The sequence below is a fragment of the Clostridium sp. MT-14 genome (assembly GCF_042436595.1).
Lineage (GTDB): Bacteria > Bacillota > Clostridia > Clostridiales > Clostridiaceae > Clostridium_B > Clostridium_B aromativorans.
Map to the genome: position 1 here is coordinate 91147 of NZ_JBHMIY010000002.1, position 13469 is coordinate 104615.

The following is a 13469-nucleotide window of genomic DNA, read 5'->3' on the forward strand; positions in this document are numbered from 1 at the left end:
CGATAGCCAAAACTTTTTCATCATGGCTGCCATGAGCGGCAAACCGCATCTTCGGGTGAACCGTCGAGGACAGCACAAGTTCCGGTTTATTTTCTTTCAGCCAGACAAAATCCCGCCCGTCCTCATCGAGAAAACTGTCCACATAGACTTTTTTCACCGCAAAGTCGTGTTCCACAAGCAGGCGAGCTAATCCGAGAGGACGCGGTGTCGAGGTGTAGTCGATGGCAATCGGTATATTTCCAATAATACGGTATGCGTCTTTAAGCGCCTTGTCCGCTCTGTCCATGGCATCCGAGAAATCTGGCATCTTAATTTCAAGAACATTAGAAAGTTTCCTGTAATTTTCCATGATTTCTTTGTACGAATAACTCAGCGGCAGATACAGATGATTCTGTCCAAGCCTTTGACAAAGTTCCTCACCAGCAGCAAACGCTGCGGGAAGATATGTAATATTGACGGCGCTTTCCGCCATCTTCAAATAGTCTCCATAAGTTTTACAGAGTGCAATATCCCTGATCTCGAAGCCTGCGCCGCGTATTAAGGAAACAAATTCACTCGATTCATCAGTGGGCCTGTCGTTTCCGATGATATTGACATATTTTTTATTCTTCTGCACCGATCTTAATGGACTGTACAGCTGTCGGCGCATAATCTGATCCATTGTCAGTCCACTCTTGCGCATCGTGGGAGTCATATAACACTCAACAAAATCAACGCCGGGAAAACGCGTGCTCAGTTCAGTCAGAGCTACTTTGAAATCACAACCAGTAAAAAGATGGATACAGCTGATAAACACAAGCACAGCCGGTGGAAGCGTATCCATTTTATTCAGAATATCAGCCGTACCATCGACAATATTCCGCTCCATACTGCCATCCAAAAGGTCGTTCTCATGAACCGAAACCCAGGACATCCTATCCATGGCGTTCATCTCAGCCGCGGTGAGAATGACACCGCGCAGACATCCCTCGGCACAAACGAATACCTGGTGCGACTGTGGTATCAGCATCCCCGTATGCACGATGTTCCATGGTCCCCTGGCCGGTGCATTGTATTCCAGCCCGGAGAGAAACGGTGACGGAAATTCGGCATCACGTATTCTTATTTCCTCTCCGATCATACCTGCTTTTCCATTGATTTTTTTCAGCACACTGTTTCTCCTTCTCTTTTGCTTATGCATGTGCAGTATATTTTCAGAGAGGCTGCGGTATTGAGAAGCCATTTTGCTGTCTGGAAAGGCTTCGATAACTGTCTTATTCAGCAGTTCCGCATCTCGTACAGTCTCACTCAAATCAAGCGCTCCGGCGATTTCTGTATGGAAATCAGCCGCCAGTTCTTTCACCTTTTTCTCCTCGTTTTTTACGTTTCGGCGATTTAAGATCAGCCCGCCGAGAGAAGCGTAGCCACGGCCTTTAAAATCTTCCACAGCCATAGCAATATTTGCCGCTGCGTAAATCGACATATTTTCTCCAGATGTTATAATGAATACACTATCGGCATAGCCACCGTGCATGGGCATGGAAAATCCGCCACAGACCACATCTCCGAGCACGTCATACATTACAACGTCTGGTTTGTATGTTTCATATGCGCCCTTCTGGGCGAGCTTTTCAAGTGCGGCGATGATACCTCGTCCCGCGCAGCCACGCCCCGGCAAAGGTCCACCCGCTTCAACGCAGATTACTCCGTCAAAGCCGACGCATACCATATCATCCAGTGCAAAATCATTGTTATATTTTCTCACAAGCTCCAACACAGTGGGTATTTTTGTACCGCCGTGAAGGATGGCGGTGGAATCTGCCTTCGGGTCACAGCCTATCTGCATGACCCTGAGCCCTTTTTCAGCCATCGCCGCCGCCAGATTTGAAACCGTGGTTGATTTCCCGATACCACCTTTTCCATATACAGCTAACTTAATCATTTTTTCCACCTCCTGCATAATTTTTCTGCACTGAAATTATACTTCAGCGCAAAATCATTGTTATATTTTCTCACATTTCTGTTGTAGGGCAGGGATCAGAGTTTGGTACTTCCATCTGCCGATCAAAATGGTCCCCTTTTGAGAAGTCTGGAACAAAGCCGGCGGTTTGTATCCGGCCGGCAAGGCAGTGGAAGCATTCCGCTGATTCCTCACCCATACAGATTTTATTATCATAGAGAGAGTAATCTCTGCGGTGCTCCGTCGGGGAAAGGTTTGGCATAACCACGTTAGCACTTGCCTGAAAACCTTTCTCCCTGCCAATTGGGTCAACAGTACCAAGTGCAGTCGTTGCAGGAAGCAGCGATTTTGGCAACAGAAACCTTAAAAGCGAGAGCAATATCAGCGTCGTCCTTGACGAAGGTTCATAATAATTTGCGAATTGAGTGTCCTTATGCGGAATAAAAGGACCTATTCCTACCATATGAGGCTGTAAATCTCGAAGAAATATAAAATCCTCAGCCAGTGTATCATACGTCTGATAAGGTGAATCCACCATAAATCCAGAACCAACCTGATAGCCTATTTCCTTGAGATTATACAGGCACTGCATACGGTTTCTGAGACTCAGTTCAGGCGGATGAAGCTTTCTGTAATGTGCTTCATCGGCCGTTTCATGCCGCAAAAGGTATCGATCTGCACCGGCGTCAAAAAGCCGCCTATATGAGTCTCGGCTCCTTTCTCCCAATGAAAGCGTAACCGCACTCTCAGGAAAACTGGCTTTGATGGCTGAGACAATATGGCACATCCGTTCATCGGTATAATATATATCCTCACCGCTCTGTAATACAAAAGTCCGATATCCAAGCCTGTATCCGATTGTACAACAGTTTAGGATTTCCTCATCTGAGAGTCTGTATCTGCGCGCATTAAAATTGCTTCTTCGAATACCACAGTAATAGCAGTCGTTTCTGCAGAAACTTGAAAACTCTATAAGCCCGCGGAAATATATTTTTCGATCATAGTATTTTTCCCTGATTTCTTCCGCACGACAGGCAAGCAGAGAAAGCACCTCCGTCTGTGCATTCTGTAAAAAAAACCTCAATATTTCAGAAAGTTCCCTTTTACAGGCATTATTCAAAAAGTCAGTCAGTTTCGACGCGTCATTTGCGTCATTCAATTGAATCGTCATCGCCCACCACCTCTTCTCTGTCATTTACCATAGCGTCCAACTTCCACAGCGCCTCCGGTTATTTTGGGTAAAGTCATTACCTCCCCTTATTATAAGCTTCTGGTTTATTTCGGTTAGACAAATAATAGCCGTATCCTGACGGATACGGCTATTTCATATTTAACAGCTATATCGATCTTTCGTCTCAAAAAAATTTTGACGTCAGGCTGATATTTGTTTGATTTAATTATTAATTTGTAACATTAGAATATACCGTTTTTGCAGTAACTCCTTTAATTCGACCGATTTTCCCCGCAATAGTATTGATCTTGTCCTGCGGAGCATCAATCACGATGCTAATAATATTGATTCCCTTTTCACGATAGGGAAGTCCCATGCGCCCAATAATATAGGAACCGTATTCATGCAACAGATCATTGATCTGCTCTGCACATTCCCTGCTTTCCGCAATGATTGCGATAATGGCCACTCTTGTTTCCATCGGCACCACCTCATAATTTACCAATTCTTTTATGATATTGATTATATTTCAATTTCAGTAAAAAGTCAAATAATAAGAATACCGTTAATTAAGGTTAAGATGGAGTAAGCCCTTATAAACAAACTCCATTTACACTAAAATTTTCTACTGTATAATCCCTATATTTTATGATATACTATTAGTAATAAGAGGGTGGATTATGAATTTAGTCTGCTTAGTAAATTGTATAGTTTAAATAATAGATAGGTCTTGTCAGGGACTATCTATTATTCTTTTTGGAATTATTTATGTTTACTTTAGTACCGGATGATATTTCATCAGGTCTCAAAGTTATTTTATTTTCGATTTTAATATCTGATTTTTTATCAGATAATGCCACTATACAAATAACAGTGATTGAAAATAAACTAAAGAACAATACTAAATATCCTTCTGACATAAACGCATCACCTCTTCTTCATACGCAGACATTATTAACCATGATCCACCCATAACTAAAGAAGAGGTACCCTTATACAATTTTTCTTATTACATTTAAACTATATCATATCCCGTAATTCTATTAAAGCCAGAAACATTGTAGACAATAACAGAACTATGTGGAAAAAGATACAGGGAAAACGGATTCATCAACCTTTCACTTAGAGTCGACATCGCTGAATATAAAATAAATTCATTTCTAGAATGTATTCGTGATGAGGAAAAATTAGTTGATATAAAAACTATAAATAAAAAAATTACTACAGGAATATATCCCATAGTAATTCCAAATTAATTTTTATCATAATCCACATTGTTTTACACAAATTCGTAGACACACTAACCTACTCAGCAGGTATAACCTTCGTAATCTCAAACATATTATTCAATATATACCAATTTTGAGGGAAAGGCTGAGCCAGCGTCCAGTAACTTACTCCTCTGAGGCCGTATTCATTGACTAACCTGTACTTTGCCTGTATACTTCTCGCATCCTCAAACCAAACCACATGTTCTCTTCCCTCTTCATCCACATAATTGAAATATGGAGATTGCGCTCTCTCATCAAATTTTATCTCTGCCCCATATCTTCTTGCCCTGTTCACTGCCTCCTGATGTCCTATGCTCTCTGCAAATTCACCGCCAGGCGTATAGGGTAATGTCCAGTCATAACCGTACATGGGTATGCCCATCAATATCTTATTAGGCGGAATTACGCTCACAGCATAATTTATTACTCTCCTAACCTCGTTGAGAGGCGCTACGGCCATAGGAGGGCCTCCCGACCAACCCCATTCGTAAGTCATTATTATAACAAAGTCCACTATTCTGCCATGGGAAGCATAATCATGAGCTCCATGCCATGCACCAGAGGTTACATCATATGTTTTAGGTGCCAGTGCGGTGCCGACTACATATCCCAGGGGATGAGCTTTTGATACCAGCTTTTCAAGAAAATTATTGTACCTTTCTCTATCTGAAGGCGGAATTCTTTCAAAATCTATTACAACTCCATAATATTCTTTTTCATCCATGGTATCAATTATATTGTTTATCAAAGTATCCTGAAGGTTTTCATTGTTTAATATGGCAGATATTAAATCAGTATCAAAATTTGCACCAGATATATTTGTTACTGAAAGCAATGGTGCTACTCTGTTATTTCTGCCGGCTTCAATTATGGTCTCATCCCTAAGAGGTGTAAGTTCACCCTGCTCAGTGACATGATGACTGAAAGGCGTTACATAGGTTAAATAGAGACCTACATTGTTCACTACAGCTCTTTCCCGTTCAGCAGTGGATGGCTGTATAAATCCATTGGTTTCAATTACACCATAATTTTTTGAATTCTCTGGTATTCTTATTACCATGCCTGGATGAATAGATGCAGGATTTACAATGTTATTTAACTGAACTATGCTGTCTACAGAAACTCCAAATTTTTGGGATATGGACCATATAGAATCACCTGGTCTAACCATGTATGCCCTTTCTGCGCTAGGGATTACAAGGGATTGCCCCACTACTAGACTTTCCTCCGGTCGAAGACCATTGACATCCACTATGCTGTCGGGAATAACACCAAACCTACGGGCTATGGACCATATAGAATCGCCTGAACGAACTACATATATATTCAAAAACGTAGTACTCCTTTTTCACTTACTATCATTAACCATTATATTCGTAAATTATATTTCTGTTCTAGAACTAATTGTAAATATTTTTACTAAAATATCTATCTCCTCTATCTGGAAATATAACTACTATATTTCCCTGTTCTATAGTCTTTGACAATTTTATTGCTCCTGCCATTGCAGCACCTGAAGAGGATCCCACTATTAATCCTTCTTTTTTTGCTAATTTCTTAACCATATCGAAAGCCTCTTCATCATTTATTTTTATAACTTTATCAACTAGATCCATGTCCATGGTACAGGGAACAAAATTGTTTCCTATGCCTTCAACCGCATAATGACCTTCCTCGCCGCCACCTAAAGTGGATCCCTCCGGATCTACCAGAACTGATTTTATATCCTTTATTTTTTCCTTTAAATATCTCGCAACCCCTGTAAAAGTACCTCCACTACCTGCTCCTGCTACAAGATAATTAATTCGTCCTTCCATATCCAAATATATTTCAGGACCTGTAGTTAAATAATGAGCTTGTGGATTATCAGCATTTTCAAATTGCTTTAATGAAATTGAGTTTGGTATACTTTCAAGGAGCTCTTGTGATTTTTCTATAGCCCCAATCATTCCCTTATCTTCAGGAGTATTTACTATTTCTGCCCCAAGTGCTTTCATAAGAGTTTGTTTTTCAACAGAAAATTTCATTGGAACTACAAATATAACTCTATAGCCTTTGTTGAGGGCTCCCAGGGCAATACCCAAGCCAGTATTACCTGCAGTTGCTTCTATTACAGTATACCCTTTCTTTAAAATTCCCCTCTTTTCTGCACTTTCTATCATATACGCCCCAATCCTGTCTTTTACACTGCCTCCGGGGTTGAAATTTTCTAATTTAGCAAATATAGACACACCGTCTTTTATATCAAAATTATTTAATTTTAACATGGGCGTATTGCCTATCATCTCTTTTATATCATTATAATATATCATGTTGTTAACCCTCCACCACATTTCACATTGCGCAATTATGCTGTTTTATTTAGAAAATTCCAATGCATTTTTCAAATCTTCTACTAGATCTTTTTTATTCTCAAGTCCTACGGACAATCTAATCAAATTATCCACTATTCCTATTTTTTGTCTTATTTCATAGGGTACTGCTGCGTGAGTCATTGTAGCTGGATGAGATATTAATGATTCAACTCCTCCTAAGCTTTCGCCCAAGGTTATAAGCTTCAATCCCTTAAAAAATTTATTTATATCTATACCCTCTTTTAAAACGAAGGATATAATTGCACCATACCCTGAAGCCTGGGATTTATGAAGTTTATATCCAGGATGAGTTGAAAACCCAGGATAATAGATCTTGTCTATTAGCGGATTCTCTTTCAAAAAATTGGCCACATATTCGGCATTCTCATTGTGCCTATCCATTCTAACAGATAATGTCTTTATTCCTCTTATTAAAAGCCAGCTGTCAAAAGGATTTAATATGCCTCCCGTTGAGTTTTGAATAAAATGAACCCTTTCTCCTAATTCTTCATTATTTACCACCAAAAGGCCAGCAATCAGATCACTATGACCGCCCAAATATTTAGTAGCACTGTGGATCACTATGTCTGCACCTAGTTTTATAGGCTTTTGAAGATAAGGTGTCATAAACGTATTGTCCACAATAGTTAACACCTTATTTTTCCTTGCTATTTCACTTATCTTATATATATCCGTTATGGTCATAAGTGGATTGGTAGGTGTCTCAATAAATATTGCCTTTACATCTTCAGTAATGCTTTCCTCTACTTTTTGCAGATCACTGGTATCCACTAGTACATAATTTAAATTGAAGTTCTTGAATATTTTATCTATAACTCTGAAAGTTCCTCCATACACATTACTGGAAACTATTATTTTATCTCCGCTTTTGAAAAGCATCAAAGCCGCCGATATAGCTGCCAGTCCAGAAGCAAATGCAAAACCTCTATATCCGCCTTCCAGATCTGCAATTAATTTTTCCAGAGCTTCTCTAGTTGGATTTCCCGTTCTAGAGTACTCATAACCGCTATTTTTGCCAAGCGCCTCCTGTTTATAGGTAGAAGTTTGATATATAGGTACACTGACTGCCCCTGTTCTTTTATCTCCATCTATTCCTCCGTGTATTAACAATGACTCAATCTCCATAATTTATTCTCCCTTCTTAATTCCACTTGCTATAAATATTCCAGTTTCAGTATATTCGCCTTTACTTGAATAGGCCTTACATTTTAACTCTGTATTTTCAAAATTTATTCCACTAAATCCTGCTTCGGCAAGCCAGGTACTTATCTGTTCATTGGAAAATCCCAGCCATTTATCATGCATTTCAGTTCTTGCCCACTCTCCATTGTGCTCTTTTACATCCGCTATGATAAATGTCCCGTCTTTTTTCAAAATCCTGTAAGCTTCTTTTACTGCTTTTCTTGCATCCACAACATGATGTAATGCCATGTTTATATACACAGCGTCAATGGATTCGTCAAATAGTGGAATATCCGTTATAGATCCCTTTATTGGATATATATTTTTAATCTTTCTATTTACAGCTTCATCATGCAGCTGCTTTAACATATTTCTCGAGTTATCAATAGAAAACACCAAATTTGCACTTTCAGCTAAAACCAATGAAATAAATCCCGTCCCACATCCTAAATCCACACATATTTTATCTTCTATATTAAACTTAGAGAGCACAATATATTTTAGTTTATCCTCAAAATACTCTGACCTTATCACATTCCATTTATCTGCAATGGAATCAAAATACGATACTGAATTCATCATAATTAACCTCCTAATAAATATTAAATTAATTTTTACTCATACTATTTTTCAAATTCCGGAATTTGAAAAATAAAAAAACCTTCTGCCTCAATACAGAGGCAGAAGGTTTACTTCCGCGGTTCCACTCTGTTTATATCACATAAAATAAATTAAATTTACATGACAAAACTCTTTTTTTTATTGGTACAATCATACCTCAACGCTTTAACGGACGTTTCCGCTGAAATCTACTATCGTTCAATCCAGTACTCCAAGATGCAATTCAATTACCACCAGTTAAAGTTTCCTCACACCCGAGGGAAACTCTCTCTTATAACTTTGTGTAACCTACTCTTCCCATCATCGTAATTCTTAGTAATTCACTATGAATTAAATTTACACTCTTATAATACTATATAAATTTATTTTGATCAAGTAAAAATTACAACATAAAATTTAATTAACTGCAAATACTTCTATATTTTAATTTTATTATATACTCATTCTTATAAAATGTTACCAAATTACCCGATACTTTTATTCAATGGCTACCACTATTTTCAATCCACAACTGACAGAGAAAATACAAACTGCAAATATCAGATACTTATCTCAGAACCATTGACTTTCCTATATTGGAGATAAATTAACCTGTCCAACTGTTGACTTATCTCCAATATTTCTCCCTTGTAGAGATCCTCACTTTCAATAACCAATAAATTTAATTTTTCCCTTAATCGTTCTATTTGTTCCATAAATTTACCATCTTTCTTATAAATTCTAACAATCTTATTTAGTGTATTACTTTATTGTATAAATATTGCAATACACAAACCTTTTATAATATACCAGAAAAATACAATAATATCAAGAGTTAAAATTAACATTTTATATAACCTTTTCAAATACTTTCTATTGTATATTAATATTTAGGTATATAATTAGGTATATAATATTGATATATCAAAAATATCTGACAAGGAGAATAGTATAATGAATCTCGATAAAATATTAGAACTTATTCCAAAGACAGACCTCCACTGTCACCTAGACGGCAGTTTAAGACCCGAAACTATCTTAGACATTGCATCTAAAGAAAATATACTTACTTCAGATATCGATTTAAATACTCTTGAAAAACAAGTTAAAGTTCTTGGGAAATGCAATTCTCTAAAACAATATCTTGATAAATTCAATCTACCTATAAAAATTATGCAAAGTGAAAAAAATATATACAGAGTGACTACCGAATTGCTGGAAGATGCTATTAAAAAAAATATTAAATACATAGAAATTCGTTTTGCCCCCTTTAATCATCTAGCTGGCAATTTAAAACCTGAACAGGTCATAGAAACCGTACTTTCTGCCATGGATTACGGTAGAAAAAATTTAGGGATCATGTCAAATTTAATACTATGCATCCTAAGACAGGAGTCTCCTCAACTTGGGATAAAAGTTGTTGAATTAGCTAAAAAATACTTTTCCAGGGGAGTAGCTGCCATAGATCTTGCAGGAGATGAGACAAATTTTCCTCCAGAAATTCACAGTGAATCCTTTAATTTAGCAAGAAAATACGGCATTCACCGTACAATCCATGCAGGCGAAACGGGTATTTCAGAAAACATATTAAAATCTATAAAAATATTACATGCAGAGAGAATAGGCCACGGCACTTATGCATATAAAGACAAAGAAACCCTTAAATATCTGATAGAGCATGAAATTCCTCTCGAAGTATGTATAACCAGCAATGTGAATACATCTGCCGTAAATTCCTACAGAGAACATCCAATAAAGAAATACCTGGATGAGGATATTATGGTAACAGTAAACACAGACAATATCACTGTGTCAAACACAGATATAATTCAGGAATTTAAATATCTTGTAAAATACCAAAATTTCGATTTCAAAGATATAAAAAAGGTCACTGAAAATGGAATAAATTGTTCTTTTGCCTCTGAAGAAGACAAAAACAATTTGAGAAATGACTACTATTCTTTTATAAACAATACAAAAGCAATTGACAGTTAACAGAAAAAATAGAGCACAAATATCAAATAATGGAGTTTGATATTTGTGCTCTGGGTTTTGAATACAGCTTATTCAGAGACACCCTTCTTTCTTTTTTTTATAGCTTCCTCTAATGTATGCCAGGCGAGGACTGCACACTTCACTCTGGCAGGCATCATGGATATATTTTTAAGTGCTATAGCATCTTCTAATTTTTCCAACTCTTTTTCATCTGTAATTTCCTTTTTTATCATTCCTATAAATGTCTTAACATAATCCAAAGCTTCTTCAATAGTTTTACCTTTAATCAAATCTATCATTATAGATGTTGAAGCCTGAGATATGGCACATCCGCTTCCCTCATAAGCTATATCATCTATAATGTCTCCCTTGAATTTCAATGAAAGAGTTATATCATCTCCACAGCTGGGATTATGTCCTCTTTCTTTTAAATCAGGGTTTTTCAGCTCTCTCTTATTAGTGGTATCCTGGTTATGTTCTGTTATTATTTCAGAATACACAAGACTAAGATCGTCCATATCCCAACCACTTCCTAACATTCTTAAGGGCTTCTATAAATTTATCTATTTCTTCATAAGTGTTGTAAAAATAAAAGCTAGCCCTGGAAGATGCTTGGATTCCTAAATGTTTCATAAGAGGTTGTGCACAGTGATGTCCTGATCTAACTGCTACTCCGTAATTATTTAATATAGTTGCTACATCATGAGGATGAACATCTTTTACATTAAATGAAATAATTCCACCTTTATTCTTGGCACTTTTAGGGCCATAAACCGTCACATAATCTATATCTGAAATTTTTTTAAGTGCATATTCCGTAAGTTCTTCCTCATAGGCTTCAATCTTGTCAAGTCCTATTGAATTTAAATAGTCAATAGCTGCACCGAGAGACACTGCACCTTCCACATTTTGAGTGCCGGCTTCAAATTTAAAAGGCAGCTCTGCAAAAGTAGCATCTTGTTCTGTAACATATTCTATCATATCACCACCACCTAGGAAAGGCGGCATTTCAAGGAGAAATTTTTCTTTTCCATAAAGTACTCCTATTCCCATAGAAGCTAGCATTTTATGACCTGAAAATACGAAGAAATCCGTATCAAGATCAGATACATCCACCTTCATATGAGGTGTACTCTGTGCTCCATCTACTATTGCTACAGCTCCTTTTTCATGAGCGTATTTTACAATATCTTTAACTGGATATTTCGTTCCAAGTACATTTGACACCTGAGCAATGGATACAATCTTTGTCTTGTCAGTAATTTTACTTTTATATTCTTCTTCAGTTATTCTTCCCTCTTCATTAGTATACATATATTTAAGCACTGCACCTTTTACTCTAGCTACCATCTGCCAAGGGAGTATATTGCTGTGATGCTCTGAAATAGCAATTACTATTTCATCTCCCTTATTTACAAAATTCAGCCCATAACTATAAGCTATCAAATTTAAGGATTCTGTAGTATTCCTTGTAAATATTATCTCAGAGGATTTCTCTGCTCCAATAAAAGCCCTTACTTTCTCACGAGCTCCCTCATAAGCCTCTGTAGACGTGACTCCAAGATAGTGGGCACCTCTGTGGGGATTTCCATTTAAATTCTCATTATAATGTTCTACGGCTTTTATGACAGAAAGTGGTTTCTGTGTAGTTGCTCCATTGTCAAAATACACCAGATCATTACCCTTCACTTTTATAGAAAGTATTGGGAAGTCCTTTCTTATCCTCTTTACATCTATACTCTCCTGTATTACATTTCCATTACTCATTTATAATCCTCCTTTTAAGTTCTTCAGATAAAAACTTTTTTAAATCTTCTGCTGGAATCTTATCAAATATAGGATTAAATCTAGCCTCTATAACCAATTTTTCCGCTTCACCATAATCAAAGCCCCTGCTCATCAAATAAAAAAGTTGATTCTCATCTATTTTGCCTACACTTGCTGCATGCTGTCCGTCCACATCTTCCTCCTGGCAGAGAAGTATTGGAATAGTATCCGTCTTAACTGTTGGATCTAAAAGAAGAACTTCTTCAGCCTGAGCTCCCTTGGATTTAGATGAGCCTCTCTTAAAATCTATATTTCCCTTAAAAACTTTTCTGGCTCTATCCTTCAGTACCCCTTCTATGACCATATTACTTGTGCTCTTTTTACCAAAATGATTGGTGGTATAGTAAAGATCCTGTCTTCTGTCTCCATCAACTAAATAGGCTGAATATATATCTGCACTGCTGTATTCCCCTTTTAAATCCGAATTATAATTTGTAACATTTATATGGCTTCCCATCTCTACAGTAATCCAATTTACTTTTGCTCCATTCTCCACCTGAGCCATATTCGAATCAAAATGGGTTGACTTATCATTCATCCTCTGAACTTTTATAACATCTACTACTGAGCCGCTCTTTGCAAATACTTTAGTCAAACCATTGTGAAATGCATCTATGTCTTTATTTTCAGTACAATAATCCACCACTAAAGTAATTTTACTATTTGATTCGGCTACAATTATGTTGTGATCTATAACTGTAGGGTTGTGTTCATTTAAATTGAAATTAAGTCTTATAGGCGAATTCAAAATTTTATTCTCTGGAACTTTTACAAATATTCCTGAATTAAATCCGTTCTCCCCAAGTCTGACAAAATCTTTTGATACAGAAGTAGCATCTTTAAAACTAGAATATTGAGCAAGATTTTCTCCATCAATCTCCTGCATGAATTTTAAGGTTACCCCCTCAAAATCTTCAGCCTTAAAATCCATATACCCTGCATCATATGCCTCTATTTCAGGAAACTTATAATTATCAAGGTGAAAATTATTTAATCCAAGATGCTTCCATGTAGGTACATAGGCCTGATTTAGTCTAAACTCCTTCTTGTTTTGCAATTCGGAAATTATTCTCTTACTTTTGCTTAAATTTCCCCTATTATCTATCATA

12 protein-coding genes and 1 pseudogene are annotated in these 13469 nt (G+C 37.0%); 1 reads left to right on the top strand and 12 read right to left on the bottom strand.

The genetic code is table 11. The annotated features are described in order from the left end of the window. Positions 1-1180: 1180 nt before the first annotated feature. From ACFHWD_RS02310 to ACFHWD_RS02350, 9 genes and pseudogenes are all read right to left on the bottom strand, one after another. Positions 1181-1921, bottom strand: a pseudogene (locus ACFHWD_RS02310) (nitrogenase iron protein NifH); the annotation flags it as partial. A gap of 70 nt (positions 1922-1991) precedes the next feature. After that, positions 1992-3110: a [FeFe] hydrogenase H-cluster radical SAM maturase HydE gene (gene hydE, locus ACFHWD_RS02315; RefSeq protein ID WP_150358022.1), complete on the bottom strand. Its 1119-nt coding sequence runs from the start codon at positions 3108-3110 to the stop codon at positions 1992-1994. Between the two features lie 229 nt (positions 3111-3339). After that, a complete protein-coding gene (locus tag ACFHWD_RS02320; RefSeq protein WP_150358023.1) occupies positions 3340-3591 on the bottom strand; it encodes a TM1266 family iron-only hydrogenase system putative regulator in 252 nt (83 codons plus the stop codon). A 259-nt stretch (positions 3592-3850) separates the two neighbouring features. Continuing rightward, positions 3851-4030: a hypothetical protein gene (locus ACFHWD_RS02325; protein ID WP_179977805.1), complete on the bottom strand. Its 180-nt coding sequence runs from the start codon at positions 4028-4030 to the stop codon at positions 3851-3853. A 385-nt stretch (positions 4031-4415) separates the two neighbouring features. Continuing rightward, the gene (locus ACFHWD_RS02330) at positions 4416-5711 is read right to left on the bottom strand and encodes a LysM peptidoglycan-binding domain-containing protein (RefSeq protein WP_378060078.1); all 1296 of its coding nucleotides are present in this window, start codon (positions 5709-5711) and stop codon (positions 4416-4418) included. A 70-nt stretch (positions 5712-5781) separates the two neighbouring features. Further along, the gene (locus ACFHWD_RS02335) at positions 5782-6693 is read right to left on the bottom strand and encodes a PLP-dependent cysteine synthase family protein (protein ID WP_150358026.1); all 912 of its coding nucleotides are present in this window, start codon (positions 6691-6693) and stop codon (positions 5782-5784) included. Between the two features lie 45 nt (positions 6694-6738). Continuing rightward, entirely contained in the window at positions 6739-7881 is a 1143-nt protein-coding gene (locus ACFHWD_RS02340; RefSeq protein ID WP_150358027.1) for a PLP-dependent aspartate aminotransferase family protein, read from the bottom strand. A 3-nt stretch (positions 7882-7884) separates the two neighbouring features. Beyond that, positions 7885-8517, bottom strand: coding sequence for a class I SAM-dependent methyltransferase (locus tag ACFHWD_RS02345; RefSeq protein WP_150358029.1), 633 nt, complete (start codon positions 8515-8517; stop codon positions 7885-7887). A 581-nt stretch (positions 8518-9098) separates the two neighbouring features. Further along, entirely contained in the window at positions 9099-9254 is a 156-nt protein-coding gene (locus ACFHWD_RS02350; RefSeq protein ID WP_150356886.1) for an aspartyl-phosphate phosphatase Spo0E family protein, read from the bottom strand. Between the two features lie 238 nt (positions 9255-9492). On the opposite strand from ACFHWD_RS02350, the gene add reads away from it, so the two are divergent. Next, positions 9493-10533: an adenosine deaminase gene (add, locus tag ACFHWD_RS02355; protein ID WP_150356887.1), complete on the top strand. Its 1041-nt coding sequence runs from the start codon at positions 9493-9495 to the stop codon at positions 10531-10533. A 68-nt stretch (positions 10534-10601) separates the two neighbouring features. Here add and sufU read toward each other — a convergent pair whose 3' ends face one another. Genes sufU through sufD form a run of 3 tightly spaced genes read right to left on the bottom strand, consistent with a single transcriptional unit; the run spans position 10602 to position 13468 of the window. After that, complete coding sequence (sufU, locus tag ACFHWD_RS02360) at positions 10602-11051, bottom strand: Fe-S cluster assembly sulfur transfer protein SufU (protein ID WP_179977807.1); 450 nt, start codon at positions 11049-11051, stop codon at positions 10602-10604. Further along, on the bottom strand, positions 11038-12300 hold the full coding sequence (locus ACFHWD_RS02365; RefSeq protein WP_150356889.1) for a cysteine desulfurase: 1263 nt from the start codon (positions 12298-12300) through the stop codon (positions 11038-11040). The genes sufU and ACFHWD_RS02365 overlap by 14 nt, the downstream gene beginning before the upstream one ends. Next, positions 12293-13468, bottom strand: coding sequence for a Fe-S cluster assembly protein SufD (sufD, locus tag ACFHWD_RS02370; protein ID WP_378060082.1), 1176 nt, complete (start codon positions 13466-13468; stop codon positions 12293-12295). Before sufD ends, ACFHWD_RS02365 begins: the two co-directional genes overlap by 8 nt. Between the last annotated feature and the right edge of the window lies 1 nt (position 13469).

What these genes read in the sequence shown, in the direction of transcription:
- hydE (WP_150358022.1), bottom strand. Translation starts at nt 3,110, where the DNA reads ATGACGATTCAATTGAATGACGCAAATGACGCGTCGAAACTGACTGAC.
- ACFHWD_RS02320 (WP_150358023.1), bottom strand. Translation starts at nt 3,591, where the DNA reads ATGGAAACAAGAGTGGCCATTATCGCAATCATTGCGGAAAGCAGGGAA.
- ACFHWD_RS02325 (WP_179977805.1), bottom strand. Translation starts at nt 4,030, where the DNA reads ATGTCAGAAGGATATTTAGTATTGTTCTTTAGTTTATTTTCAATCACT.
- ACFHWD_RS02335 (WP_150358026.1), bottom strand. Translation starts at nt 6,693, where the DNA reads ATGATATATTATAATGATATAAAAGAGATGATAGGCAATACGCCCATG.
- ACFHWD_RS02340 (WP_150358027.1), bottom strand. Translation starts at nt 7,881, where the DNA reads ATGGAGATTGAGTCATTGTTAATACACGGAGGAATAGATGGAGATAAA.
- ACFHWD_RS02345 (WP_150358029.1), bottom strand. Translation starts at nt 8,517, where the DNA reads ATGAATTCAGTATCGTATTTTGATTCCATTGCAGATAAATGGAATGTG.
- ACFHWD_RS02350 (WP_150356886.1), bottom strand. Translation starts at nt 9,254, where the DNA reads ATGGAACAAATAGAACGATTAAGGGAAAAATTAAATTTATTGGTTATT.
- add (WP_150356887.1), top strand. Translation starts at nt 9,493, where the DNA reads ATGAATCTCGATAAAATATTAGAACTTATTCCAAAGACAGACCTCCAC.
- sufU (WP_179977807.1), bottom strand. Translation starts at nt 11,051, where the DNA reads ATGGACGATCTTAGTCTTGTGTATTCTGAAATAATAACAGAACATAAC.
- ACFHWD_RS02365 (WP_150356889.1), bottom strand. Translation starts at nt 12,300, where the DNA reads ATGAGTAATGGAAATGTAATACAGGAGAGTATAGATGTAAAGAGGATA.
- sufD (WP_378060082.1), bottom strand. Translation starts at nt 13,468, where the DNA reads ATGATAGATAATAGGGGAAATTTAAGCAAAAGTAAGAGAATAATTTCC.